Raw genomic sequence first — 23,429 nt, 5'->3', positions numbered from 1 at the left:
GGACTCCGCAGGAGAGCGTTTGTGGTGCAAAGCGAATAGTTAAACCGGCGGCCCCTGATGCTGCTCGGATCAAATTAAAGAAACGTCACCGCAAGAACTGGTCGTTGACAGGTGGCCTATTCAAACGCGAAACAAAAGTCCGCGGCTGTACCTTCCTTGGCACCTGTAGAATCCATAATATCTCGAAGCCTGACCGACCCATGACTGCTCTTAGAGCTTGCGGCTCTTGGGAGCTATTGCTAACAACCCCACTGGAGTTGTGTCGCCATGCGGAATTCCCTCCGCTTTATCAAGTTCGGGCTGACGTCCCTATCGCTTCGCCTCAGAAACACTCCTTGTGGCTGTGGCCGTTGTCACACGGCATAGGCATGAGGATGCAAGTCGTGGGGGTGAATTTAACCGAGTGTCTGATAAAGGCAAGGACTTAGCCTATGTTGGGCCCAAATTTTTCTGCTAGCACAAGATGGTGTATTCTTGGCCGACAACCACTAAGGGCAGAAATTGTCGGGAAATGTCACGATTGGAGTAACGACCCGGCGATTTCGTAGCCAATCAAAAAAATTGCCGCATCGACCAACAAATGGCTCAGCCAAGGCCCCAACAAGCTCCCAGAGCGGTCGTAGAGCCAAGCCCAGACAGCGCCGCCGATGGCCACGCAGAACGAAAACAGCCACGTCACGAGCGAGAAAAATCCGAAGTACGTGCCGATGACAAGCACGTGATGCGCCATGAAACCAAGCGATGAAACCACAATCGCGGGCCACAGCCGGGTGAGCTCACGCATTTGCCCAAACACAAACCACCGCCAGTAGTATTCTTCCAAAAAGGAATGCACGAGGCTGTAAAACACTCCCACGGCAATGAACACCGTGGCTGACTCCAAGTCCATGCCATCGATCTTCTCGCGCATTTCCGTGGCAGCGGCGGCAAAGAATTCGGTCGATTTCAGCCCGAAATGATATAGCGCGTACATGGCCGCACTCACGGCAAGGCCAAACAGAAGTCCCGCACCAGCGCCCCGCGTGCTTAAGGGCCAAAGCTGAGGCCAACGGCATTGGACAAGCACGACGAACCCAATGGGAAACAAGAATTGGAACGTCTTGGCAACGCCATATGTCACTTGCTGAACGGTCGGCGAAAACTCCGCAGCCAATACGAAATACGCCAGTGTCACCACGGTTGGTAACACTAGGGCGAAGATCACGGCGATCCAGTCGCGGGTTCGATGGTTGTGATCCATTCTGGTACCAAATTCTGAGTAATTGAACGGCATCGGGACGATGCCGGCTAACGACTTTATTTCATTCGCTGATGCACGTGCGATCTTGGCGGCGGTTGCCTCGCGCTATCCTGCCTTGTATTGTGAAAGTTTCACCTTGCGTGTCCATCGCAACCTTGCGGCGTCATTGATGAATTACCAACGAGTTTGCCTCGAAGCCCTGGGCTACACCCTGCCCCGCGAAGTCGTCACCACCGACGAGCTCGAGCATCGGCTCGCGCCCGTGTACGAACGGCTACGGCTGCCGCACGGGCGATTAGAACTGATGACTGGCATTCGCGAACGGCGTTTTTTTCAAGCTGGCACGTTACCCGGTCAAGTGAGCCTCACAAGCTGCGAACAAGCGATTCAAGCCGCCGAGATGGAGCGGCATCACATCGGAGCCCTTGTCCACGGCTCGGTCTGCCGCGATTATCTCGAACCCGCCACCGCTTGTTCCGTGCACCATGGTTTGGACCTGACCCCCGATTGTTTGATTTACGACGTGTCGAATGCCTGTTTGGGAATTCTCACGGGCATGATCCAAGTGGCCAACATGATCGAGCTGGGCCAAATCCGTGCGGGGTTGGTCGTTGGTACTGAATCCGGCCGGCAACTTGTCGAGAACACCATCGAACGGCTTAATGCGGATGAATCTCTCAATCGCCAAAACATCAAGAACCTGATCGCCTCGCTAACCATTGGCTCGGCCAGCGTGGCGGTTCTCTTGTGCGATGAAGAACTGAGCCGCACGAAGAACAAGTTCACAACGGCCACCGCACTCGCCAACACCGAGCATCACGATCTTTGTCAAAGTGCCGGGATGGAAACATTCATGCACACCGACAGCGAACAACTGATGAAGGAAGGCGTCGCCACGGGAGCAGAGACTTTCGCTCGTTTCCTTACGCAGTCTGGCTGGCAACGTGATGCGATTAGTAAAACGATTTGCCATCAGGTCGGCGTCGCCCATCGCAAGTTGCTCTTCGAAGCGTTGGGGTTAGACACGAAGCTCGATTTCTCGACGTTTGAAACACTTGGCAACACCGGTGCCGCGGCCTTGCCCGTGACCCTTACGCTCGCCGCCGAAGCGAAACACATCGAACGGGGCGACAAAGTGGCGCTGCTGGGAATTGGCTCGGGAATCAACTGCCAGATGCTGGGCGTGGAATGGCAAGAGACACGAGTCCGCGGCGGGATCGAAGCTGCGGTGACCGAAGACGCCCCGCTAATTTAAGGCGATCACCAACACCACCCCCAACAGGGCGACAACGCCCACGCCGACCAAGACATACACCCATCCGGGCGTTCCGTAGCTGGGGCCTGAGTAACCGGGCGGACGCAATGGATCAAACTCACCGGGCTTGGCGCGGGGTTGGATCTTAGCGGTTTCTTTTTGCGCTTCGAGTTCAAACGCCTCTTCGACCAACGATTTCTGACGTTTGAGCGGCTGCGGATCGCTTAAAGTCGCTTTGAGAGTATCTTCGGGCTTGGTTTCCGTCTTAAGAAAAGTTTCGACCTGCTTGGCGGGTTTATCTTCCTCAAGCGGAGCCAGGCCGATTTCTTCCTCGTCCTCAACCGCCGTGACAGCCACCTGAGCAACGAGCTTGTTGCCTGATTTCCCCGCCTGTGATTTACCGCCCGAATCACCGGAACGATTCATCGACTGAGCAAAACGGCGGAACACGTCGCTCCCGACGCCGCCCGAACCACTGAGCAAATTCTTGCCGCTGTCGCCAACTTCACGCCCACGATCGGCCAGCCATTCCGCCAAGCATTCAGAGACTTCATCGGCCGTCTGATAGCGCTCGTGGGCCTTCTTGGCCATCATTGTTTCGCAGATATGCACCAAGATCGGCGGTGCATCGGGGCGGTCCTTCAAAATGCTGGGGGCCCGCTCGACCTGATGTTTCAGCAAACGCTCGGAGATCGAACCATCCGGGAACGGTGGGTGGCCCGTCAACAAGAAATAGAATGTACAGCCCAAGCTGTAAATATCCGAGCGGGCATCGGCCTTGTGGCTGTTGAGGGCCTGCTCGGGAGCCAAATAATCGGCCGTGCCTAGCACGTTCTCGTTGTTATCGAGTGTGAGCGATTCATCGTCTTCGACGATTCGCGCGAGTCCCATGTCCAAGAGCTTCACGACTTTATTTTTGTCGACCAAACAGTTGGCGGGTTTGATGTCGCGATGAATCAGGCCCATCGCATGAGCGTGTGATAATCCCCGCGCCACTTGGGCGATGTAATCCGCCGCGACGAGATAATCGAGCGGGCCTTGCTCTTTCACCAACTGATGAAGATCTTGGCCTTCAACATACTCCATCACCAGATAGTGCTGGCCTTCGAATTCGTCGATGTCGTACGTGTGGATAATGTTTGGGTCGTCTAGCTTCGCCGCGGCGCGGGCTTCGATGCGAAACCGATCCAGATACGTCGCATCAGCGACGCGATTCTTGGGCAGCACTTTAATTGCCCGCCGGGCGCGCATCAGGATATGCTCGGCGAGATAAACGCTGCTCATACCCCCTTTGCCAAGCATCCGCAATAACTTGTACTTGCCGAGGATAAAACCACGGTGCTTGCCGGAGAGCAATTTGTCGGACTGCCACTCGGTCAGCAGGTCGGCTTCAACGAGCGCTTGCGCTAGGGCTTCTTGTGTTTCGGGGAGCGCCCCGCCGTTGGCGGCGCGCAGCTTCGCCAGGAAACGTTCCAACTGCTCTTCTTCAATCAGTTGGCTACGTTTGACGAGATCGACAAAACTTTGAGCCGGTTGTTTCGACATGGCGTCAGGTGGGATGGCAGGCAAGCAATACGCTATAACGCAAATTATTGGCAGGAATCAAGTTGCAGATTACAGCCACAGGCGTATGCATACCCAGACCTTTCGAACAAAGGCCGCCAAGAAAAGTTCTCTGTTACCCGCTGGAGTCTCCGCGGACCGACAATCCGTTTCGTCCCAAACCAGTAACTGCCCGATTCCTGGTGACTCCGCCTCACTTCCCAGAATATCATGCTTTTCGCGAATCTGCCATCATCCTACCCCCTCCAACCACTGAAATTGGTGGGGATTACGCAGTATTTTTTACATCCCAGCAAATGTTCAACTTGCGGACAGTTCTGTTAAGTTTGCTGGTGCGGTTTATCAGGGTCCTTGCTTAAGAAGCCTTCAATCAAGCGATGATCGAAGTAATTCACTTCCATCCCTGCATCGACCACGATTCGCTGCGTATTGATGCCACTGGACTTTGGGCTAAGTAGAAAAGCTACGGCAGCGGCGACCTCGCCAGTCTGCACCGCCTTCCCCCGTAGGGTGGCTCGCTCGGCATACAAATAAGAATCGACATAACCGGGAATACCCGCCGAAGCCGACGTTTTCAACAGCCCAGGCGCGACCGCGTTAAACCGCACCTCCGAAAAGTTGCTGAACGACTTGGCCAGAAACGCCAAACTCGAATCCAAGGCCGCCTTCACGGGGCCCATGAAACCGTAGTTTTCGCTGGCCATGCGCGTGGTGGAAATCGAGATCGTCACCACCGAAGCATCGCGGCTGAGCAAGTGCTTGAGCGCATTGGATATCGCTACAAGCGAGAAGCAACTCACGTCGAGCGCTCGCAGGAATTGATCTTTGCTCGTTTCATGAAATGGCTTGGGACCTTCTGAGTAATCGCCGAAGGCAATCGAGTGGACGACCCCATCCAACCGGTCATAATTCGCGGTTAATTCCGTTGCGAGCCGATCGATCTGCTCCTGATGCTGCACGTCGCAAACAAATATCGACAATTCGGGGAGCAATTTACCGACGGAAGCCTTCCGTTCTTCGGAACGAACGACTAGCACGACTTCAGCATCTGCCGCAAGCAATTCCTGCACAACATGAAAGGCCACGCTCTTGCGATTGGCCACGCCAAACACGACAACGCGCTTGCCAGAAAGTTGCAGAAAATCACAGGCCATTTTTAATCCCCCTCCCGCTGTACTCAGTGGGAGGGGCTAGGGGAGGTTCTTAAAAAGTTATCGAAAAATTGAATTCATCATTCCGGCTTTGCAAGTGTGCAAGCGAAATCGAATCTAACAGCGATCTTGCCACCCACGGTAATCTTCGCATTCATGAAAAAGGCGTTCGCCAGCTTCTCGACGAGTTGTGTCTCGATCAACACGGTATCGCCAGGAAGCACCATCTTTTTGAACTGCACATTGTTGGCCCGCGTGGCCACGGGCACAGCATCGCCGTTTTGATCGATCTTGCTCGAAAGCAACACGGCCCCTGCCTGCATGGCCGCTTCACAAAGCAACACGCCGGGGGTGATCGGATACTTCGGGTAATGCCCCGCGTACCAGAATTCATCGCCGGTGAACGTCTTGCGACAGACGATGCGGTTCTCTTCCTGCTCGACAATCTCGTCGATCAAGAGAAAAGGTTCCCGATGGGGAATCGCGGCTTTAATGGCTTCTAGGCTCATAAATTCATTCCATAGGCCGCGGATAAACACGGATTGGGCGGATCGTCGCGGATTTTTTTACAGGAGGAAGCAGAGATAGCAGAGAAATGGACTTGGAAATAATTGCTTGTATTCCCAACATTCATACCATCATATTTTTTAAATAACTCTGCTCCCTCTGCTCTCTCCTGTAATAAAATTCTTATCCGTATAAATCCGCCCAATCCGCGTTCGTCCGTGTTCTATTACTCTCTATTCCGTAGCTGCCGCAGCAGGACGCGAACCCTTGCTCGTGAGCAAATTGTCGACGTCGCTCGCCACCATGCGGCCGTAGTTCATCGCTCCCAACCAGCCGGACATGATAATGCCCACGCTGCCCGCGTGATACAGCCCTTCGATTTGCTTGGGCACGTCGAAGCTCACCTTGAGTCCTTCGAACTTCGTGCCGAAACTTGCGCCGGCGACGTGCTGGGTGTAGTGCTTAAAAGTCCGCGGTGTGGCGGCTTCAGCGTGATCGATCCGCTCGCGGATGTTGGGAACATACTTATCCAGCGCATCGAGCGTCGTTTCGACCAGGTCACCTTTGCTCGCCTCATATTCCACATCCGACAAGTCGGCCCAATCTTCGTAGCGAGCGTTGGTGCTCGACACGATCAGACAGCGTGGTCGTCCCTGCGGTCGCGTCCGCGGATAGTAAAACGAATACGTGCGGCTTGTAATATCGCGGCTCAACAGCAAATCGGTGCGAAATACGGGGGCCGTCGAACTGAACAGCAAGTCGCCGGTCGATTCCTCAATCGTATCATCGGGCTTAAGAGCCATGTAAACCTGCGTGCTCGAATTATTGAGCCGCACCGCGCGGGCTTCTTCGACAAACTGATGCTCGAAATTCTCTTCACCCACCAAGCCAAAAATCGTGTGCTTCAAGTTCGCATTGGAAATCACCGCGTTGGCCTTGATCAACCGGCCGCCGACTTCCACGCCCCGTGCCTTGCCCACTTCGCACACGATCCGCTCGACGTCGCAACGGATCCGAATATCGACGCCATTATTTATAAGCTCTTTTTCCATCAGCTCGATCAGGCGGTCGGTTCCTCCTTGGAAAGTAAACACGCCCTTCGACATGAAATTGGAAAACACGATGCCATAACTGATCGCGGGATCTTCGAGCGTGCTGCCATTGGCATAGGTGATCGGCTCCATCAACAGCCGAATCACATCCTCGCGGCCGGGGAAGAAGCGATCGAACAACTCACGTGTCGTGAGATGCTGATCGTCCTGAAAATCCATTTTCCGCGCCGCGTCGAAAAAGCCGTGAACCACTTCCGGTGTCAACTGGAATTGCTCGATCAGGAGCTTGGTGAAGTCTTCGCGGTTGAAGGTCGTCGTGAGCGAAAACATCGGGTTGTCGAAGCGAATCCTATCCAGCTGCACGATGCTATCGGCAATTTCATTCGACCAATACCGCCGGCAACTCTTGACCATGCCGTAGGGAAAACCGTGCAGCGAAATGTCGAAGATGTGCCCGCCCGGCCGCTTGAACCACGTGGCCATGCCACCCAGCTTGTAGTGCTGTTCCAACAGCAACACGCGATAGCTGTTGGCACCGAGCATGTTCGCCGCGGTCAGGCCGGCTAGTCCGCTGCCAATGACTATGACGTCATATTCGTCGCGTGCGTCTTTGAGAAAATCCTTAGGCATGTCGCTACTATTCAATCGAATTCGGTAATCGGTAAGACCGTCAATGATAGACAAATTCCCTGTATTTGGTAAGCGGCGGATGGAGCTTACTGGCATCGAAATTGCGTAGTTAGAGAAGAAATCATAATCCTCATTCCGGACGGAATTTCATGCAATATCACGCTCTGGCAGTCGACTACGACGGCACCCTTGCCACTGATGGCCAAGTCGACGATGCAACAGTGGAAGCACTGCGCAAAGTAAAAAAATCGGGCCGTCGCTTGGTTCTCGTGACTGGCCGCGTTTTGCCGACGCTGCTGGAAGTCTTTCCCCACACGGGCTTGTTCGATTTGATCGTGGCCGAAAATGGCGCAGTGATCCTTGATCCGGCCACCGAAGAAACAGTCTTGTTGGCCTCACCCCCGCCGCTGGAGTTCATGAACACCCTGAGCGAACGTGGCGTGCCCCCTTTGGAAATTGGTCACGTGATCGTCGCGACCTGGACACCCCACGAAACGGCCGTGTTTGAAACGATTCGCGATCTGACATTGGAACTGCAAATCATTTTCAACAAAGGGGCCGTGATGGTGCTCCCCACCAACATCAACAAGGCGGTGGGACTCGCGGCGGCGCTGGAGAAACTTGGCATCTCGCCCCACAACACGGTCGGCGTCGGCGATGCGGAGAACGATCAAGCATTTCTCGAACTCTGCGGAGTTTCGGCAGCGGTGAATAATGCGCTCGATAGCGTGAAAGAGCGTGCCGATTGGATTCTCACGCAAGATCGTGGCGCTGGTGTCACACATGTCGTCGAACAACTCTTGGATAACGATCTCCAGCAATTTCATCTGCGCAGCGATCAAGGAGCCTTGCTCGGCCAAGATTTGGTCGGTCAGGAGATTCGCGTCCCGCTGTGCGATACCCGCGTGCTAGTGACGGGCGATCCCGCGGCGGGGAAATCTCGCTTCGCCATCAGCGTGCTCGAACAATTGATGGCCGAAGGCTATCAAACTTGTATCATCGATCCCGAAGGCGATTACCAAGGTCTCGACAGCGCGATCGTGCTTGGCACACGTGAGCAAGCCCCCACGGTGGAAGAAGTGATCGAAGTGCTCAGCCAACCGAAACAGAACTGCGTGGTCAGTCTGTTCGGCACGAAAACCGACAATCAGCCGAAGCTGTTCAATCAACTCTTGCGGTCATTGCTCGAATATCGCCGCAAAACGGGCCGGCCCCACTGGATTCTGGTCGACGAAGCCCACTATCCGCTCCCCAAAACATGGCAGCATGGCGAGGACATCAATGTCGAACAAATCGGCGGCATCATGTTCATCACGGCGTTTCTGGATCGATTACACCCCGACATTCTCGAAACTGCCAACGTGTTTCTGGCACTCAGTGAGACCCCGGCACGTTTGATACAGAATTATAGTTCGTTGATCGGCGTAACTCCTGGTGTCCTTGCGCCCCCGCAAGACGGCGAGCCTCACCAAGCGGCCATCTGGTGGCAGGAAAAGGGACCACCCACTTGGCTTAAGCGGATCGAGCCCAAGGGGGAACACTTGCGGCATCAACGCACGTATCTCGACGGCGAGATGGATGCCGACATGCGATTTTATTTCCGCGGACCGGAGGACAAGCTCAACTTGGGCGTGCAAAATCTGCGAATGTTCATGCAAGTTGCCGAGGGCTTAGACGACGACACTTGGCTGCATCATCTCAAGCAAGGAGACTACGCGAATTGGTTCCGCGAAGTGATTCACGACGATGAGCTCGCCGCGTTTGCGTGCCGTGTGCAGAAAGATCCGAATCTTTCCGCCGAAGCAAGCCGCCAAGAGTTGGCGAAATATATCACACAGAAATACGAAACGGGCGTGTAAGAATTAGCCAGCCTTGCGACGCAACACCACGGTATCTTCCACCGACCAGGCGTCGATTGGCTCCAGCACCGTGTGGGGCATCGCCAACGATCCTTGGCGGCTGTGCTTGCCATGATCCCATTGATGGGCTTCGACTTGCTGCATAATGTTTTCCGCCACGGCCAAGGCATCTCGCCCGTGAGTTCCCGTCACTTGCGGCTCGCTGCTGGTGCGAATCGCCTTGGCGAAATCGAGCTGTTCCTGCTCCATCGCGTTGCAATCGGTCACCGGCACTTCACTTTTGGCGAGTAATGCCGTAAACAAATGTTCTCGGAGCGCGTTTTTCTGATCGCCACTCAAAGCATCAACGTCGAATTCGCGTGAAAGAACCTCGGCACACGGTTCAACGAGCCGCGCTTTGCGTGCTCCAAAATCGATCGTCGCACAGCAATCATCCGTGAAGACCTGCATCGAACGGACGGCTTCGTAACTCACCCGCGAAGCAGTCAAATTGGCGATACAGCCCGAGGCAAAATGTAACCGGGCATCCACGATATCAGCTTCTTTGCTTAGCACCGAAATACCAACGGCTTCGATACGTGTGATCGGCGATTGAGCGAGATTCATCACAACATCAATGTCGTGAATCATCAGGTCCAACACGACGCTGATATCGGTCGAACGGAATGTGTACGTGCTTAGCCGACGGGCGGTAATGTATTTGGGATCGTGCAGGCGATTGCTCACCGCCGTGAACGCAGGATTGAAGCGTTCGATGTGACCCACTTGCAGTACGAGTTGTTGACGCTCGGCGAGATTTACGAGTTCTTCGGCTTGAGCGACTGTCGTTGTGATCGGCTTTTCGACCAACACGTGGAGGCCGCCGAGCAACAGCTCGCGCACCACGTCGAAGTGCAGCGTTGTGGGGGTGGCGACAATCGCGGCATCGGCCAAGCCGATCAATTCGCGATAATCCGCTAGGGGCTGAGAGTTTGTTTCCGTGGCGACTTGTTCCCGCGCGCTTGCGACGGGATCAACCACGGCCACCAAACGTGCCTCAGGCAAGTTTGCAGCAACGCGGGAATGAAACCGGCCCAAGTGACCGGCACCTACAACAGCCAATTTCAGGCGACTCACGCGGCTTTCCTCACTTCACGACCTCGACCATGTTTTCCGACTTGTTGGCCTTCGATGAAGTTGAGGAGATGAGCGACTTCTGGCGTTTCTTGGCCGTTGGAACGCAGGATTTCACGAGCGTGAGTGAGACCAACCTTCGAGCGATACAGCAGCCGATGAGCGGCTGCCAGCCCGTCGATGGCCTCGGAAGAAAAGTTACGTCGCTTCAGCGCGACGATATTGATACACCGCGGATGAGCCGCGATTCCTTCGGCAAGCATGAACGGCGGCACGTCGTGCAGCGCTCGGCTCAATCCCGCCAGAAAACTATAACTGCCAATCGTCACAAAGTGGTGAACGGCACACCCCCCCGAGATCGAGGCGTAATCGTGAACGTGGACGTGTCCCGCCAACAGCGAGCCATTAGCAATAATAATGTGGTCGCCGAGTTTGCAATCGTGGGCGATGTGAACATTGCCCATCAAGAAGTTGTGATCACCAATCCGGGTGATGCCATCTTCTTTTTCCGTGCCGCGATTGACCGAAACACCTTCTCGCAAAACGTTGTTGTCGCCGATTTCGACGTAGGTTTCAGCCCCTTGAAAGCTCACATCTTGGGGCTCGGCCCCGAGAACGACGTTGGGATAAACCGTGTTGTTGCGGCCCAGCGTGACGTTGCCCATGATCGTGACATGGTTTAACAGACGCGTGCCGTATCCGATTTTTGCCCCGGGACCGACCATGCAGAAGGGACCAATTTCGACTTCTTCGTCGATTTCGGCTCGCGGGTCGATCCAGGCGTTTGCTGCTATGCTGGTTGCCATTACTCGAATCTCGTTACTCGGCCTGCCAAAGTCACCTGTAAAATCCGCCCGCTACGCACTCGCTTTGAGGGTTACGCCCGCAAAGCGTCTGAGCAATTCCTGAGCGAATGCCGCATTCAAGCGATGTCCGCTCCGATAAGCCACAATGTGGCCTTCAATTTCACAACCCGTCAGGGCCAGATCGCCGATCACGTCGAGCGCCTTGTGCCGGGCACATTCGTTGTCGAATCGTAATCGATTGCTGACTGGCCCCTTATCACCGAAAATCAACAAATCGTGTGAACGTACCCGTTTGCCCAGGCCCGCTCGCAACATTTCGTCGGCTTCGCGCTGCAAGACAAACGTCCGGCAAGGTGCAATCTCATCGCGAAACAATTCAGGAGTGACCTCCAAGCTTGCGATTTGATAACCAATCACCGGATCGTTGGGATAGTCCACAGTATATTCAAGCGTGTAGGAGTTGGTCGCACTCGGAAAGGCTTCGATCCGCATGTCGCCGCTCGTGAGCGCGACGTGCTCGGTGATCTCCAAGCGATTCACTTCGCGTTCTTGCTCGACCGCTCCCACGGATTCGACGGCGGCCACGAAGGCCATCGCCGAACCATCGCAGCCCGGCATTTCGGGTTGATCGACGCCGATTTCGCAGTTGTCGATCTGCAAACCCGCCAACGCGGCGAGAATATGTTCAACCATTTCCACATGAACTTGGCCGACTTTCAAACAGGTCCGCCGAGGAACTTCGTAGCGATGCTCACACCGGACCGGAATCCGGGCATTGAGCCCGAGATCTTCACGGACGAATGTGATTCCTGCTCCCGCGGGAGCAGGACGAAATTCGACACGCACGTCTTTACCCGTGTGATAGCCGAAGCCCAGGACGGCTACCGGTCGGCGAATCGTGCGTTGTTGGCGGAGGAAAGTCATTGTCAGTCAGCAAGTCAAAAGAAAGATGGATCAATCCGTCGATTAGCGGCGTTGCGGAGCACCTGCGGCGGCACCAGCACCAGTGGCGGCATTGGCCGTACCCAGATTGCCGGCAGGAGCAGCATTGCCCGGGGCACCACCACGATTCAACAAGGCCAAGACATCAGGTGTGATGTCGACGTTGTTTTGGAACACAACCGGCTTGTTGATCGCACGCAAAATGTCTTCGCGATTGTTCGGATCGATCGAGTCGCCGTTGAAACGCAACACCATGCCGATGCTGTGCTGCTGGGCGTAGTATTGAACCGCGTTGCTCACTTCCATGAACGTGCTGTAATAGACTTGAGCTTCCTTCTCCAAGAAGTCGCGGCGAATCTTGCCAGCCTTCAATTGGAACTCAGCCTTCAAGCGAGCGATTTCTTCGTCGACTTGCTTGAACTCGGGTGAGCCAGGATTGTATTGCTCACGAGCTTGCTCTTTGCCGGCGACCGTATCACGATCGGCCTTGAGTTGAGCATCAGCCGATTCCATCGCGCCTTTCATGCCTTCCATCTGCTGATTGAACTTGGCGTAGTTCTTGAAGATGTAGGTGACGTCGACAACCGCGTAGCCGTAGCGAGCGGCATTTGCACTCGGGCCCGACTGGGGCTGTTGTTGTTGGGCGCTGGCCACGGAACAGAATAAAGCAACACACAGGGAAACACACGCGAACAGATGGGCTCTCACGTCAGCACTCCTTGCTGGAAAAGGTCATCCTTGACCGACCGATTGTTTTGGCCGCCCGGGGCACTCATTGCCCGGCAAGCGGGGTGGGCGGTGGGTAATACTCACTCAATGCCGCGGGTTCCCCCTGGCAGCGAGCGGGGCGTATTGTGCCGAGAAGCCCTAAACACGTAAAGGGCATTTCTAAGCGGCCAACATTCTTTATTTTCACCGTGAATTCCCAGTGATTTCTCAGTACGCTAGCACCGAATCATCGAGTCGTCCCGAATCGGAATCGCTACTCAATGGGTGGCATGCACTTATATTAGAGGGCTTGCCACCCAAAGTTCGCGGAACTCACAACGAAATCTCTACTGACATTGCCCTGGTATCCTCGCTCCGCTCGGCGGGCTCAGTTGCTCCCTTGGCTATTGGCTGCCATGTCTTCGGCATTAAAGACCTTACATATCAACGTTAATCAGCGGTTTTACTTATTAGTGCAATTGATATCATTCGCGATTTCTCTCCGCGGCCCGCGTTTGCGTGTGAGAATTCTAAATTCCTAAATGACTAATCGGGGGGTGGTCAAAAATCGTTGTGGTAACTTCGCCGCAAATCATGATAATGTGGTCTAGTTTTTAATCAATTTCGGAATGCGGATAATTGACTCCGAAATAAACACCAAGGGAAGCGCACGGAGAAATAGGCGAAGACATTAACAGTCGAAAAATTAAATACCTGTTCTGAAGACCTTTCCCTACCCATCGCAGAGGGTGGGTGATTGATAATCATGACCATTCGAAGGACGTATACTTTACACTATCCATCCTGGCATCGCCGAAGTTATAGTCATTTAACATTCACATTAAGAAACACGACTTCATTTCGAACTGTGCAAAAAAGTTGGACAAGTTGGAAGAGTTGGAAGTCTTGCTTGCGAATAACATTCCCCACGCGCTGCGGTCGTTATGGCGGTTGATAGTTCCTCTGGCCAGAACCTTGCCGCGATTGCTACAGTGTTCTTGTTCGTAAGATTTTTAGAATGACATGAACCGGAGAAATGCCATGCAAGCGCAAGACGTGATTCGAATCGCGATGAATACTTCCTCGATGGTGTTGGGACGTTATTTGGAAGATTTGAGCGATGCCGATCTCATGCTGCGTCCCGGGCCTGGTTGTAACCATATCGCCTGGCAGCTGGGGCATTTAATTTCGTCGGAAAATCAATTGATCGGATTTGTCGACACGGAGGCTGTTATTGAATTGCCTGCCGGGTTTGCTGAAAAGCATAGCAAGGCGACGGTTGGAGATGACAACCCTGAGAACTTTTGCACGAAGCAGGAGTACTTGGATCTGTTTGAGCAAGTCCATGCCGCGACGAATGTACTCTTGAGCAAACTCACTGAGGCAGACCTCGATCAGCCTGCGCCGGAGAATTTCCGTTCGATGTTCCCTACAACCGGGCACATGCTTGTGTTGATCGCGACGCACGGCTTGATGCACGCTGGGCAATTGGTCCCGATCCGTCGGGCGTTGGGTAAACCGGTGGTCATTTAAGTGCAGGGAGCTTGCGGGTTGGCATGGTTGGTGGAGGCTTCCCCTACAATGATTCAGAGTGATTTCCCCCATTCAGGTGGGTGCTGAGTTGTGGTTTGCTTACAAAAGCGTGTCCGGTAGGCAGCAAAGACCTTTCGTTGCGCGTTTATTTGTCGATGACAAACTAATGCGCAATTCCATGTGGTCGCTTTGGAACCAGCCCCACAGTCTGTTAAAGTAGTTGTTTAAGCCAAAAAAACCCTAAAAAAACCACCCATTAACGCGACATAAATGTTGCGGCGTTTGGTCATTTAATTACATTAGTAATTTGGGCAGCTAGCGCAGGGTGTGCATCTAGTCGCCCTGATACGGAATTATCCGTCTATTCAGAAGTCGCAAGGATGGATCGCGACAATACATCTTTTGAAGATTACGTCTGGGGAGTTAGAACTAATGAAGATTACACAACTCGTTTCACACCTTGCCCGCTGCGGAGCTGCGTGCGCTATGGTGGCTTTATCGCTGACGGCCGCTCAGGCTGCTACGATCGAAATTCAATTCACGGGTATGAACCTCGTTTATGATGGTTCTGCGATTTATGATGGCGGCTCGACCGCGGGTGGCGTGGCCAATCCAGCCGATGCTGATGCTCTTACCTCCGTGGAAATCTATGTTGACGGCTCGTTAGTCAACACCATCACAAGTGACATTTCACTGGATGCTTACATTCCCGACGTCACGGGAATTTCCTCTGCTCCAGGTACGGTTGATTCTCAAACGACTCCTGGCAATCCTGGCTTTTTCGATTTGCTCATCGGCACATCCCCTTTGGCTAGCGAGTACTTGCTGGTTGATTTGGAGGATGTCTCGATTACGTATGTCGACATTCTCAACGTCGTTCAATTTACATTCGGTGCAGCAATCTCGGATGTTTTTACCCAAAACCTGCCCGGCGGGTTGGTGATTGGCGATCCTGTGACTGTATCATTCTCGGCTCAAGTCACACCTGGCACGAAGACATCGGCAGGTGGATTTGTGACGGGTTTCGAAGCCTCAGGTACGGGTGAGATTCGCGGCGAAGCCATTCCCGAGCCCACGACTTGTTTGCTGGGAGCACTAGGATTGATCGGCTTGGTCGTGCGTCGCAAGTAAGACTGCGTTTGCAATTCGTTCTAACTCAAAAGGCCGCCTGGAATGGGCGGCCTTTTTTCATTGGCCATTTAAGAACGCAGCACTTCTTCAATTGAGTTGATTTCCTCATTGGAAAATTTACGATTGGCAAGGCAACCGAGATTCTGTTCCAGTTGGGCGACAGAACTCGCCCCGATTAACACTGTCGTGATGCGCGAATCTTTCAGCACCCACGCGAGCGCCATTTGTGCGAGTGATTGCCCACGGGCCGAAGCGATTTCGCCGAGCTTGGTGATTTGCTGAAGTCGTGCAGATGTGATTTCCTGTTGCTTGAGAAATCCATGCGGCTTAGCAGCACGACTATCGGCTGGAATGCCTTGCAGATAGCGGTCCGTAAGCAGCCCTTGAGCCAGCGGAGAAAATGGAATGCAGCCCACTCCTTCTCGCTCCAGCAAATCCAATAAACTTTCCTCCTCAACCCAGCGATCGAACATCGAATACCGCGGTTGATGAATCAAACACGGCGTACCCATTTCCCGTAGCAAACGGCAAGCCTCGGCCATCATCGCGGGTCGGTAATTGGAGATCCCCGCATATAAGGCTTTGCCTTGCGTTACTGCCGACGCCAAGGCTCCCATCGTTTCTTCTAGCGGTGTATCCGGATCGGGGCGATGCGAATAGAAGATGTCGACGTATTCCAAACCCATCCGTTTGAGGCTTTGATCCAAGCTGCTCAACAAATACTTACGCGATCCCCATTCGCCATAGGGCCCTGGCCACATCAGATACCCAGCCTTCGTGGAAACGATCAGTTCATCGCGATAGGTCTTTAAATCTTCGTGGAGTATCCTGCCGAAGTTCTCTTCGGCCGAACCAGGCGGCGGGCCGTAGTTGTTAGCCAGATCAAAATGGGTTACGCCCAAATCGAACGCTCGCAGCACGATGCCACGACCCGTTTCGTAAGCATCAACACCACCAAAATTGTGCCACAACCCCAAAGAAACTGCAGGCAATTTCACACCGCTGCGACCGCAACGGTTGTAAGTCATCGAGTCATAACGCTGGGTATTAGCAAGATACACGACGGGCCTCATGGAAAATGAACTTCGAGATGAGTGTGCTTCATGTTGTAACGTGCTTACAGAAAGGGTGCTAGGATGGCCGCTATTGCGGTGATGGCAATCAGTCCGAACGTGATCTTGCGAAACACTGCAACTGACAGAAATGCTCCCAGATGCAAACCAAGCCACAATCCGGCAAAAATTGCGGGGAGAAACAGCAACGTCGAACAGGCCGGCGTTAGGACCTTATCACCGAATTTCAGCCAGAAAAACAAGGCGGCAAAAGGTTGTCCCACGGCGGAGCAGAAAAATAGGAACGCGCGGGATTTATTTACGGGCCACGTGAGTGAATTCGCGTAAATTACCAGCGGCGCGGCCCCCATCGAAGCAAAACCTAACAGGAACCCCGAACTTCCAAATGCCAACGTCTTCCAAAAAATATTCAGTTGCTCTCGCGGCTTGATCTTGAAAAACCACAACAGAAATAGCACGGTCAGTAACAGCAATCCCAAAATTTGTTTCGAGTGTACAGGAGTCAGTCGTTCGTCAACCCAACCTGCCGCGTAAGTGCCCAAAGGGATCGCGAAGCAAAGTCGCACGACCGTCGGATAGACTAGTTCCTCGAAATCCAAATAGTCCCAGAGTTTCCAAGTGCCCGTAAAATTCTGAACGCTCGTAGAAACAAGATTGATCGTTGCGGCTTCTGGAAGAGAAAAACCGCAAAGTACTAAAAGCGGAACTCCCAACAAGCCCGAGGCAAATCCGACGGCCCCTTGAATGACGCTGCCAAAGGTCATCACGATCCCTATCAATAGCAGATCGTGAAATTCGTAAATCATGAAGTGACCACATGACAAGCAGAATCAATCATTCCGCGATTTGAGAAACTGCTGAACTCGTTTGCGCAGGTCGTCGCTGTTCCAACCATGCTTGGCGGCCTCGGCCAGCATCTTACGCTGTTCATTGTGATTCAAACGCGCGACCGCGGCATGTGCCGACCATGACAATTCTGGATGGCGATTTTGTGGCGGGACACGACGGGCGACCGAGGCATAGCGGCTGACCATGTCGGTCGAGAGCGTTTCGCCGCAAACCTCGCCAAATTCCTCTCCAAAAAGATCCTCACCCCGGTTGATCATATCGCCGATCCACCAGGGACTTGCCCGTTGGCACCAAATGGCAAATTGCAGGGGGCCCTTCCAATCGGCAAGTTGTGGCCGACCGTTGACTTTCACAAAGGCCGGACGAAACTCAAACGGCCCAAGGGCCATTTTCGGTTCAGAACTGGGCATAAAACAAATTCCATGAAACGACAGGGGACTTCCGCCATGGATTTTAAGGACATGGCCTTGGATAATGGAAGTCCGATAGACAAGATTCACGGAACTCTCTGGGCAGGAAATCATGGCCGACGCACAATTCCAATCTTTTGGCCGCTATCCAGAAACTCGTATGCGTCGGGTGAGACGTGAAGATTGGTCGCGTCGACTCGTTCAGGAAAATCACCTGTCAGTCAACGATCTCATCTGGCCCTTGTTTGTGTGTGAAGGAAAATCACGGCGCGAACCCATCACTTCGATGCCGGGCGTCGAAAGACTGTCTATAGATTTGATTGTCGATGCTGTCGGCGAAGCGATTGAGCTGGGCATTCCTGCTGTGGCACTATTTCCTGCCACACCCTCGGAAAAGAAAACGCCAGACTGCGAAGAAGCTATTAATGCCGACAATCTTGTGTGCCGCGCCGTATCGTCGGTGAAAAAAGCACACGGCAATCGAATCGGCATGATTTGCGACGTGGCGCTCGATCCCTATTCCAGCCACGGCCAAGACGGATTGGTACAAGACGGCTATGTGGTGAACGACGAAACCGTCGCGATGCTTTGTCGACAAGCGGTCGTCCAAGCCGAGGCTGGTTCCGACATTATTGCTCCGTCGGACATGATGGACGGCCGGATTGGCGCGGTTCGAAAAGCGCTCGATGCCGCCGGATTCGAGCACGTGCAGATCATGGCCTACGCCGCCAAATATGCGTCGGCATTTTATGGCCCGTTTCGCGATGCGGTCGGTTCCGCGGCCAACTTGGGGAGTGGCGACAAGCGAACCTATCAAATGGATCCCGCTAACGGCGACGAAGCGATCCGCGAAGTAGCCCTCGATATTGCCGAAGGGGCGGATAGCGTGATGGTCAAGCCGGGGATGCCTTATTTGGATATCGTGCGGCGAGTGAAGGACACCTTCGGCGTACCGACGTTTGCATATCAAGTCAGCGGCGAATACGCGATGCTCACTGCGGCGGCAGAAAAAGGTTGGCTTGATCGCGACAAAGTTATGCTTGAAAGCTTACTCGCATTCAAGCGCGCGGGAGCCGATGGCATCCTCACATATTTTGCGAGAGATGCGGCTAAGTTGGTGGCGGACTAGTTGATGCAGATTGCTGGCAATGGGTAGAGAGCTAACAGAACTACCGACCAGATCATTAACTTTCCGCGGGTGATATTTTCATCCAAGCGGAGTAGCACAATAGTCATCAGAACGCTGGCCAACAAGGCGTGATAGACATACTGCCCGATGACTCCCCATTGTGGGATCCAGACGATGTCCATTGCACCGCGTAAATCGGTAAGCGGCTCGCCAAAGACAGTGGCCCCGCCGCGAAACAACTCCAAATAAGCGAGCAAGAAAAATACGATCCCCATGATCGCTTCGACAATCGCATAGCGAGGTGAGATCGGCGCGCCACAGTCGCGGCAACGGCCTCGCAAGCTGAGCCACCCCAACACCGGCACATTATCTCGGGCGCGAATTGGATGGTAGCAATGGGGACAATGCGACGGCTTCCAGACGACCGACATTCCCAGCGGCACGCGGTAGGCCACAACGTTGAGAAAACTGCCGACGCACGCCCCCATAAAGCCCAACCACAGGGCGGTAATCAAATCAATATAAAAATCAGCACCCACAAGGAAACCACATCTGGGACTTGACTCACAATCGGCATAGCTACGATGAGTAGACTTTACAAGCTATCCAACTAACAAGGAAACTGCAAAATCTTCAATCACGCCACGAAACGCACGAACCGCCCTAGGTCTCGTTTGCCGATTGCGATTGGTGCAAACAGTCGCCGCAGGCTACATTAGAGGGTCATCGGCATATTCTCACAGGCGGCACCGTTCGATTCTCAATGGCAAGCGAAACCACGTTCAGCAATTCGCCCCCGGCTACGAATTCGGAAAAACGTGGCCTCCTTTCAGCCAGCTTTTTGGGGTTGCTCGCCACCCAGTTCTTGGGGGCCACAAACGACAATATCCTGCGCTGGCTGGTGATCGGCATCGGCAAGGATTATTTCGAAGCGAGCCAGGTCAGCGGCGTGCTGACCCTGGGCCTGGCGGTGTTTGTCGCTCCTTACATTCTACTCGCGGCACCAGCGGGCTATTTGGCCGACCGCTTCAGCAAACGCTCCGTCATCGTGGCCTGCAAGTTTGCCGAGATCATCATCATGGCCCTGGCGATTCTGTGCATCGTCTGGGGACAAGTGTGGCTGCTGCTGGCCGTGTTGGGGCTCATCGGCTCTCAAGCCGCCTTGTTTGGACCAGCGAAGCTCGGCAGCATTCCGGAGATGCTCCGCGACGACAAAATCTCCGCTGCCAACGGCCTCATCGGCCTGACGACCGTCGTATCTACCACCGTGGGCGCGACTGCTGGAAGTTGGCTCGCGGATAACACGGGCGATCGTGGCCAATCGCATTGGGAATGGTCGGCTTATGTGCTTGTCGGAGTGGCTATTGCGGGTTGGGTCACCAGCCTCGCGATCGCACACTACAAAGCCGGCGATCCATCGCGTAAGTTTCCGTGGAACGCCCCGCAACAAACGTGGGCCGATCTCAAAACACTTTCCCACACGCCAGCGATGTTGCGCGTGGCGTTGGGTATTCTTTTCTTTTGGACCCTGGCCGCGCTCGCGCATTTGAATATCGATCAATTTGCCTTCGAAGCTGGGGGCGAAAAGCAAACCCAAGTCGCACCACTGCTCGCGGCCCTGGTCGTTGGTGTGGGTGTCGGCAGCGTGCTGGCTGGCATCTGGTCGGCTGGCCGCGTCGAACTGGGAATTCTGCCGCTGGGCGCGCTAGGTCTGGTGCTCGTGCCAGTCATGCTTTTCACCGTCGAGGGCGAGTTCTTCATCGAAGGGGGTGAGTTGACCCTCAGCTATATCGGGGCGGGAATCTTGCTATTTCTCCTTGGATGCTCAGCAGGGCTGTTTGACGTGCCGCTAGCCTCGTACATGCAATTCAATAGTCCGCCCGACCGGCGTGGTTCGATTCTCGCCGCGAGCAATTTCATGACGTTCAGTGGCATGTTGCTGGCGTCGTTAGCGTTCTTCATCATGCGGTTGCCCACTGATCCCGGCACACTGGAAAATCTTCAGGCCAGCTATGTGAATCAGCCCAAAACGGCCGCCCTGGCCACGGAAATGTGGCATCGGTTAGAACAATCTCGCGAAACTGGTACCCCTCTCGATGTAATCGGACTGACACACGAATTCCCCGAACGCGAAGGTCTCGCGCGGGAAGTTTTTCAGGAGTTTGTTGGGCCGCCACTTTTGACAGCTCGCCAGATTTTTCTCGTTTGCGGCGTACTGACGATTCCGGTGCTGATTTATATCGTCTGCATGATTCCCCAAGCCTCAATTCGCTTCTTGGCTTGGCTGCTGACTCATACCGTGTTTAAAGTCCGTGTACACCAACGCGAAAACTTGCCCGAGGTCGGTGGTGCGCTGTTGGTACCCAACCATGTCTCTTGGCTGGACGGGCTTTTATTGATTGCCATTTCGCCGCGACCGATTCGCATGATCGTGTCGGCTGATTTCATCAACAGTCGGTGGACACGAGGACTTGCGCAAATCATGGGGGTCATCCCCATTCTGCCCCGCGCCCCGAAGGCCACGAAGTCGGCTCTCGACACGGCTCGTGAAGCCCTTAACAACGGCGAATTGGTTTGCATCTTTCCCGAAGGGGGTATCAGCAAGTCGGGGCAATTGCAGCCATTCCGTCGGGGAACGCTGGAAATCATCAAAGGGACTTCGGCTCAAGTGATTCCGGTCTACCTCGATGAACTCTGGGGTAGTATCTTTACCTTCCGTGGTGGGCCACTAACTCGCATCCGTCGCCGCGCGTTTTTCCGCCCTGTGTCCATTTGGTTTGGCAAGCCTGTGGAAAACGTTACCGACATCTGCGAACTCCGCCAAGCCGTGCAAGACCTCGGCGCCGAGGCCGTAACCGGGAGAAGACAACGTATGATGGTTTTGCCTCGCTTGATGTTGCGTAAATGCCGTAAGAGTTTGTTCAAATTCAAATTGGCCGACTCCAGCGGTGCTGAAGCGACGGGGGGATCGCTGCTGATGCGAACGCTCATTTTGCGACGGCTTTTGCTGCGAAATGTATTTGAATCGGGCGAAAAATATGTCGGAGTGCTCATGCCTCCGTCGGTCGGCGCAGTGATCACCAACGCCGCGGTAACGCTCTCCGGCCGTGTGGCAGCCAATTTGAATTACACTGTTACCAACGACGTGCTCAACGCCTGCATTCGTAAGGCGGGGATCCGCCATGTGCTCACCAGCAAGAAGGTTATGGAGAAGCTCGATCTGAAGATCGACGCCAAAGTGATCCTGCTAGAAGACTTCAAAGACAAAGTCACCACCACCGACAAAATCGCGGGCGTGCTGATGGCTTATGCGACGCCACTCGCGATTCTTGAACGAATCTTAGGCATCCATCGCATGACGAGCGACGACGAACTCACGGTCATTTTCACCTCCGGCTCCACGGGCGATCCCAAGGGCGTTGTGCTCACAAATCACAACATTGGTTCCAATGTTGAGGCGATTGATCAGGTCATTCACCTTCGGAGTGACGATACCCTGCTCGGCATCTTGCCCTTTTTCCACTCGTTCGGCTTTATGGTGACGCTCTGGACCGTATTGGGTCTCGACGTGCGGTGTGTGTATCACTTCACGCCGCTTGATGCCAAGATCGTGGGAAGCTTGTGCCGCAAGTGGGGAGTCACGATCTTGTTATCCACGCCGACGTTCTTGCGTTCGTACCTGCGTCGCTGTGAGCGTGAAGACTTTGCCAAGATGGAAGTCGTTGTGGCCGGGGCAGAAAAGCTCCCGTTAGCACTTACCGATGAGTTCGAAGCGAAATTTGGCGTGCGGCCAATCGAGGGCTATGGCGCCACGGAACTTTCGCCGCTCGTTTCCGTGAATGTGCCGCCGATGCGTTCGCAAAGTGGCGATGAAGGTCTCAAGGAAGGAACCGTCGGGCGGCCCGTTCCCGGCGTAACGGCCAAGATCGTTGATCCCGATACCGGTACTATTTTGCCACCCGAAACCCCTGGCATGTTGCTGGTGAAGGGCCCTAATGTGATGAAGGGTTATCTCGGCTCTCCCGACAAAACTGCCGAGGTGATCCGCGATGGTTGGTATGTCACGGGTGATATCGCGATCATTGACCGACAAGGATTCATTCAAATCACGGGGCGGCTGAGCCGGTTTTCCAAGATTGGCGGAGAGATGGTGCCCCATCTCAATCTCGAAGAAGCCATTCAGCGTTTTGTGCAATCTCCCGAGGATGAAATCGTGCGGGCCGTGGTGACGGCGGTTCCCGATGAGAAACGTGGTGAGCGTTTGATTGTCGTCCACACCAAGCTCGACAAAACGCCGCGACAAATCTGCGATCATCTGGCCACACTTGGCTTACCCAATTTGTGGCTTCCGTCGCCGGATAGCTTTTTGGAAGTCGAGCAAATTCCCGTGCTCGGAACCGGCAAGCTCGATCTCAAAGGGCTGAGCGATTTGGCGCTCAAGCACTTCGGAAAGTCATGAAACTAAAGCCGCCGCAGAT

The 23,429-nt window shown here is 54.2% G+C and carries 19 protein-coding genes; 6 read left to right on the top strand and 13 right to left on the bottom strand.

From position 1 onward, the window contains the following. Positions 1-514 precede the first annotated feature (514 nt). The gene (locus AC6T8Q_RS18670) at positions 515-1,240 is read right to left on the bottom strand and encodes a CPBP family intramembrane glutamic endopeptidase (protein WP_500680520.1); all 726 of its coding nucleotides are present in this window, start codon (positions 1,238-1,240) and stop codon (positions 515-517) included. Positions 1,241-1,280: 40 nt separating this feature from the next. Here AC6T8Q_RS18670 and AC6T8Q_RS18665 point away from each other — a divergent pair, with 40 nt between their 5' ends. Then, positions 1,281-2,495 carry a 3-oxoacyl-ACP synthase III gene (locus tag AC6T8Q_RS18665; protein ID WP_500680519.1) on the top strand — a complete coding sequence of 405 codons (1,215 nt, stop codon included), beginning with the start codon at positions 1,281-1,283 and terminating at the stop codon, positions 2,493-2,495. On the opposite strand, the gene AC6T8Q_RS18660 is transcribed toward AC6T8Q_RS18665, so the two are convergent. The 4 genes from AC6T8Q_RS18660 to AC6T8Q_RS18645 form a co-directional block, all read right to left on the bottom strand. After that, entirely contained in the window at positions 2,487-4,040 is a 1,554-nt protein-coding gene (locus tag AC6T8Q_RS18660; protein WP_500680518.1) for a serine/threonine-protein kinase, read from the bottom strand. The two genes, AC6T8Q_RS18665 and AC6T8Q_RS18660, sit on opposite strands and share 9 nt — an antisense overlap. A 338-nt stretch (positions 4,041-4,378) precedes the next feature. Then, positions 4,379-5,212, bottom strand: a complete 834-nt coding sequence (locus tag AC6T8Q_RS18655; protein ID WP_500680517.1) for an enoyl-ACP reductase FabI — start codon at positions 5,210-5,212, stop codon at positions 4,379-4,381. Positions 5,213-5,289: 77 nt separating this feature from the next. After that, positions 5,290-5,718 (bottom strand): 3-hydroxyacyl-ACP dehydratase FabZ family protein, encoded by a 429-nt coding sequence (locus AC6T8Q_RS18650; RefSeq protein WP_500680516.1) that lies wholly within the window; start codon positions 5,716-5,718, stop codon positions 5,290-5,292. 231 nt (positions 5,719-5,949) lie between these two features. After that, the gene (locus AC6T8Q_RS18645) at positions 5,950-7,398 is read right to left on the bottom strand and encodes a phytoene desaturase family protein (protein ID WP_500680515.1); all 1,449 of its coding nucleotides are present in this window, start codon (positions 7,396-7,398) and stop codon (positions 5,950-5,952) included. Positions 7,399-7,547: 149 nt separating this feature from the next. Here AC6T8Q_RS18645 and AC6T8Q_RS18640 point away from each other — a divergent pair, with 149 nt between their 5' ends. After that, positions 7,548-9,257, top strand: coding sequence for an HAD family hydrolase (locus AC6T8Q_RS18640; RefSeq protein WP_500680514.1), 1,710 nt, complete (start codon positions 7,548-7,550; stop codon positions 9,255-9,257). 3 nt (positions 9,258-9,260) lie between these two features. Here AC6T8Q_RS18640 and AC6T8Q_RS18635 read toward each other — a convergent pair whose 3' ends face one another. The 4 genes from AC6T8Q_RS18635 to AC6T8Q_RS18620 are packed head-to-tail and all read right to left on the bottom strand — an operon-like array spanning position 9,261 to position 12,826. Continuing rightward, on the bottom strand, positions 9,261-10,373 hold the full coding sequence (locus AC6T8Q_RS18635; protein ID WP_500680513.1) for a Gfo/Idh/MocA family protein: 1,113 nt from the start codon (positions 10,371-10,373) through the stop codon (positions 9,261-9,263). Continuing rightward, positions 10,370-11,176 carry an acyl-ACP--UDP-N-acetylglucosamine O-acyltransferase gene (gene lpxA / locus AC6T8Q_RS18630; RefSeq protein WP_500680512.1) on the bottom strand — a complete coding sequence of 269 codons (807 nt, stop codon included), beginning with the start codon at positions 11,174-11,176 and terminating at the stop codon, positions 10,370-10,372. Before lpxA ends, AC6T8Q_RS18635 begins: the two co-directional genes overlap by 4 nt. Positions 11,177-11,227: 51 nt before the next feature. Continuing rightward, entirely contained in the window at positions 11,228-12,100 is an 873-nt protein-coding gene (gene lpxC / locus AC6T8Q_RS18625; RefSeq protein WP_500680511.1) for a UDP-3-O-acyl-N-acetylglucosamine deacetylase, read from the bottom strand. Positions 12,101-12,142: 42 nt separating this feature from the next. Next, on the bottom strand, positions 12,143-12,826 hold the full coding sequence (locus AC6T8Q_RS18620) for an OmpH/Skp family outer membrane protein (protein WP_496919030.1): 684 nt from the start codon (positions 12,824-12,826) through the stop codon (positions 12,143-12,145). 1,041 nt (positions 12,827-13,867) lie between these two features. Here AC6T8Q_RS18620 and AC6T8Q_RS18615 point away from each other — a divergent pair. Continuing rightward, positions 13,868-14,359, top strand: a complete 492-nt coding sequence (locus tag AC6T8Q_RS18615) for a DinB family protein (protein WP_500680510.1) — start codon at positions 13,868-13,870, stop codon at positions 14,357-14,359. Between the two features lie 432 nt (positions 14,360-14,791). Beyond that, positions 14,792-15,490 carry a PEP-CTERM sorting domain-containing protein gene (locus AC6T8Q_RS18610; RefSeq protein WP_500680509.1) on the top strand — a complete coding sequence of 233 codons (699 nt, stop codon included), beginning with the start codon at positions 14,792-14,794 and terminating at the stop codon, positions 15,488-15,490. Positions 15,491-15,558: 68 nt separating this feature from the next. Here AC6T8Q_RS18610 and mgrA read toward each other — a convergent pair whose 3' ends face one another. Genes mgrA through AC6T8Q_RS18595 form a run of 3 tightly spaced genes read right to left on the bottom strand, consistent with a single transcriptional unit; the run spans position 15,559 to position 17,822 of the window. Beyond that, the gene (mgrA, locus tag AC6T8Q_RS18605; protein ID WP_500680508.1) at positions 15,559-16,563 is read right to left on the bottom strand and encodes an L-glyceraldehyde 3-phosphate reductase; all 1,005 of its coding nucleotides are present in this window, start codon (positions 16,561-16,563) and stop codon (positions 15,559-15,561) included. A gap of 44 nt (positions 16,564-16,607) precedes the next feature. Next, positions 16,608-17,369, bottom strand: coding sequence for a TSUP family transporter (locus tag AC6T8Q_RS18600; protein ID WP_500680507.1), 762 nt, complete (start codon positions 17,367-17,369; stop codon positions 16,608-16,610). A 24-nt stretch (positions 17,370-17,393) separates the two neighbouring features. Next, positions 17,394-17,822, bottom strand: coding sequence for a hypothetical protein (locus AC6T8Q_RS18595; protein WP_500680506.1), 429 nt, complete (start codon positions 17,820-17,822; stop codon positions 17,394-17,396). A gap of 112 nt (positions 17,823-17,934) precedes the next feature. Here AC6T8Q_RS18595 and hemB point away from each other — a divergent pair, with 112 nt between their 5' ends. Next, complete coding sequence (gene hemB / locus AC6T8Q_RS18590) at positions 17,935-18,951, top strand: porphobilinogen synthase (RefSeq protein ID WP_500680505.1); 1,017 nt, start codon at positions 17,935-17,937, stop codon at positions 18,949-18,951. Here hemB and AC6T8Q_RS18585 read toward each other — a convergent pair. After that, entirely contained in the window at positions 18,948-19,490 is a 543-nt protein-coding gene (locus tag AC6T8Q_RS18585; RefSeq protein WP_500680504.1) for a prepilin peptidase, read from the bottom strand. The genes hemB and AC6T8Q_RS18585 overlap by 4 nt on opposite strands. A 224-nt stretch (positions 19,491-19,714) precedes the next feature. Between AC6T8Q_RS18585 and AC6T8Q_RS18580 the strand changes: the two genes are divergently transcribed. Next, positions 19,715-23,410, top strand: a complete 3,696-nt coding sequence (locus AC6T8Q_RS18580; RefSeq protein ID WP_500680503.1) for an MFS transporter — start codon at positions 19,715-19,717, stop codon at positions 23,408-23,410. The last annotated feature ends 19 nt before the right edge of the window (positions 23,411-23,429 follow it).

This window comes from Bythopirellula sp. (assembly GCF_041737835.1).
Lineage (GTDB): Bacteria > Planctomycetota > Planctomycetia > Pirellulales > Lacipirellulaceae > Bythopirellula.
Note: the sequence above shows the minus strand (reverse complement) of the source record. Positions and strands in the feature narration are given on the sequence as shown.